Source organism: Verrucomicrobiia bacterium (genome assembly GCA_035460805.1).
Lineage (GTDB): Bacteria > Patescibacteriota > UBA1384 > CAILIB01 > CAILIB01 > DATHWI01.
Genome location: DATHWI010000005.1, coordinates 1 through 2868, shown reverse-complemented (window position 1 = coordinate 2868; position 2868 = coordinate 1). Strand labels below are relative to the sequence as shown.

Genomic DNA, 2868 nt, shown 5'->3' with positions numbered 1-2868 from the left:
CGCAGCTTATCACGTCCTTCTTCGCCTATTGGCACCAAGGCATCCATCATGTGCTCTTTGTAGCTTGATCAATCGTATCCTCACGACTCCGAAGAGCCGCGGGAAATTTGTGATAACTGAAATTCTCGGGCCGTCTTGCGACGGCCGAATTTCAGACTCAACTTTCAAAGTTGTTATTTACTTACTGTATGTAGATGTCAAAGAACCGGCGGGCCTGAAGGCCCGGGGCTGTGTTTGGATTCAGGAGTTTATGCCTTTGGCCAGACTCAAAACGGTCGTTGTTTGCTTCATTCGCTTCTTCTTACCTCACTGTCCTTTCCTCGGATCCGATGGTGGGCGTGGCAGGATTCGAACCTGCGACCCTGCGCTTATCAAGCGCATGCTCTAACCAACTGAGCTACACGCCCCTGGGAATCGCGGCGCTTGCGGCGCTTTGGTGGAGGCATGGGGATTCGAACCCCAGACCTATAGCTTGCAAAGCTACCGCTCTACCAACTGAGCTATGCCCCCAAAGGGTTTGGTGTAAGTGAGTTCGAACATTTGTTTCCGCTGCCAGACGCATCGGGAATTGAAGCAAAAACTGAATTGTGCGCTACCGTTTCAAATCTCTGATGCTCCGGTTTCTTTCGTTACCGAAGTCTTAGGGTCGCATCGTTTCCAGGGAGTCTTTTAAGGGACTCCAGGAGACATTAGCGATCGACCTATGCCAGTTCCGTGAGGAATGAAGGCATTTCTCCTTAGAAAGGAGGTGATCCAGCCGCAGGTTCCCCTACGGCTACCTTGTTACGACTTGATCCCAGTTACCACCCATACCTTAGGAGGCTGCCTCCTTGCGGTTGGCGCACCTACTTCGGGTACAAGTGACTTCCATGATGTGACGGGCGGTGTGTACAAGGCCCGGGAACGTATTCACGGCGTCGTAGCTGATACGCCATTACTAGCGATTCCGGCTTCATGGAGGCGAGTTGCAGCCTCCAATCCGAATTGGGCTCAGTTTTATGGATTTCCTCCACCTCGCGGTTTCGGTTCATTCTGTACTGAGCATTGTAGTACGTGTGCAGCCCTAGCCGTAAGGGCCATGCTGACTTGACGTCATCCCCACCTTCCTCCCCGTTTCACAGGGCAGTCTGAACAGAGTGCTCGGCCCGAAGGCCGGTGGCAACAGTTCACAGGGGTTGCGCTCGTTGCGGGACTTAACCCAACATCTCACGACACGAGCTGACGACAGCCATGCAGCACCTGTGCAAATTCCATATTGCTATGGTCGCCGGCTTTCACCGACTTAGAGATGCATGTCAAGGCTAGGTAAGGTTCTTCGCGTTGCATCGAATTAAGCCACATACTCCACCGCTTGTGCGGGCCCCCGTCAATTTCTTTGAGTTTTAATCTTGCGACCGTACTCCCCAGGCGGCGCGTTTAACGCGTTAGCTCCGGCACAGAAGGGGTCGAATCCTCCCACACCAAACGCGCACCGTTTACTGCCAGGACTACCAGGGTATCTAATCCTGTTTGCTCCCCTGGCCTTCGTGCCTCAGTGTCAGTAACTGTCCAGAGATTCGCCTTCGCCACTGGTCTTCCTTACGATATCTACGCATTTCACTGCTACACCGTAAATTCCAATCTCCTCTCCAGTACTCCAGCACCACAGTATCAAGTGCAGTTTCGGAGTTGAGCTCCGAGATTTCACACCTGACTTATGGCGCCACCTACGCACCCTTTACGCCCAATGAATCCGAACAACGCTTGAGACCTCTGTATTACCGCGGCTGCTGGCACAGAGTTAGCCGTCTCTTCCTCTTCTGGTACTATCAAGCCACCCGCAGTTAACGGATGACAATTGTTCCCAAATGACAGGAGTTTACAATCCGAAGACCTTCATCCTCCACGCGGCGTCGCTCCTTCAGGGTTTCCCCCATTGAGAAAAATTCTCGACTGCTGCCACCCGTAGGTGTCTGGACCGTGTCTCAGTTCCAGTGTGGCTGGTCGTCCTCTCAGACCAGCTACCCGTCATAGCCTTGGTGAGCCGTTACCTCACCAACTAGCTGATAGGCCGCGGGGTCATCAAGAAGCGCCAGGTTGCCCCGGCTTTGGTATCGGAGAGATGTCTCCCCTAACCACATGCGGTATTAATTCGCCTTTCGACGAGCTATCCCCCACTTCTCGGCAGATTCCCCACGTGTTACGCACCCTTACGCCACTGGACATCATTTGTATTGCTACAAATAATATCCCGTTCGACTTGCATGTCTTATCCACGCCGCCAGCGTTCGTTCTGAGCCAGAATCAAACTCTCCGTGAAAAACGGATGAGGCAATTAAGCCCCAAAGTTTGCGTAAGACAGCTGCTAAAGCTGCTTACTAAATCTGACTGTTCATAACCTGTTACTCACCTCAACCCGAAGGTCGGCAGCTTTCGCAGGGTTTGTTCAGTCTATATAATTGTTGAAATCAAAGATCTGACGTATAACGCACAATTCAATTTTTGCTTTTCGTCTGCCTCGAGCTCCCCTCAATCACCTTGCGGCGATCTCGGTTATCGAGGCATCTATTGTTGACCGTTCTGAATTTGTTCGTCCGCTTCCAGTTTCAAGCCCGTCGCTTCACTTTCGTGCAACTTCGGCCTTGTACTTTCAACGGAGTCGTGTGACAAACTCCAGAATCAAACTTTCAAAGATCGTTGAATCCCCTCTCTTCCGGGCAACAAAAAACTCAATCGTTGACACCGACTTTAATGACCAGGTGTCTCACGACACCCAATCTTCATTGTCGGGACAAGATTGAGTCTCAATCTGAAGTCCCAGAAGTTGGAAGATCCGTTGCTCTCTTGAGAGCAACCCCAGCCTTTTGTGGCGGGTCGGCTACTTTAGCT

At 51.8% G+C, this 2868-nt stretch carries 2 tRNA genes and 1 rRNA gene; all 3 read right to left on the bottom strand.

What is annotated here, in order from left to right:
- Positions 1-330: 330 nt before the first annotated feature.
- Positions 331-407 (bottom strand) — tRNA-Ile (locus VLA04_00075).
- A 27-nt stretch (positions 408-434) separates the two neighbouring features.
- A tRNA-Ala gene (locus VLA04_00070) sits at positions 435-510 on the bottom strand.
- 231 nt (positions 511-741) lie between these two features.
- Positions 742-2299 (bottom strand): 16S ribosomal RNA (locus VLA04_00065).
- Between the last annotated feature and the right edge of the window lie 569 nt (positions 2300-2868).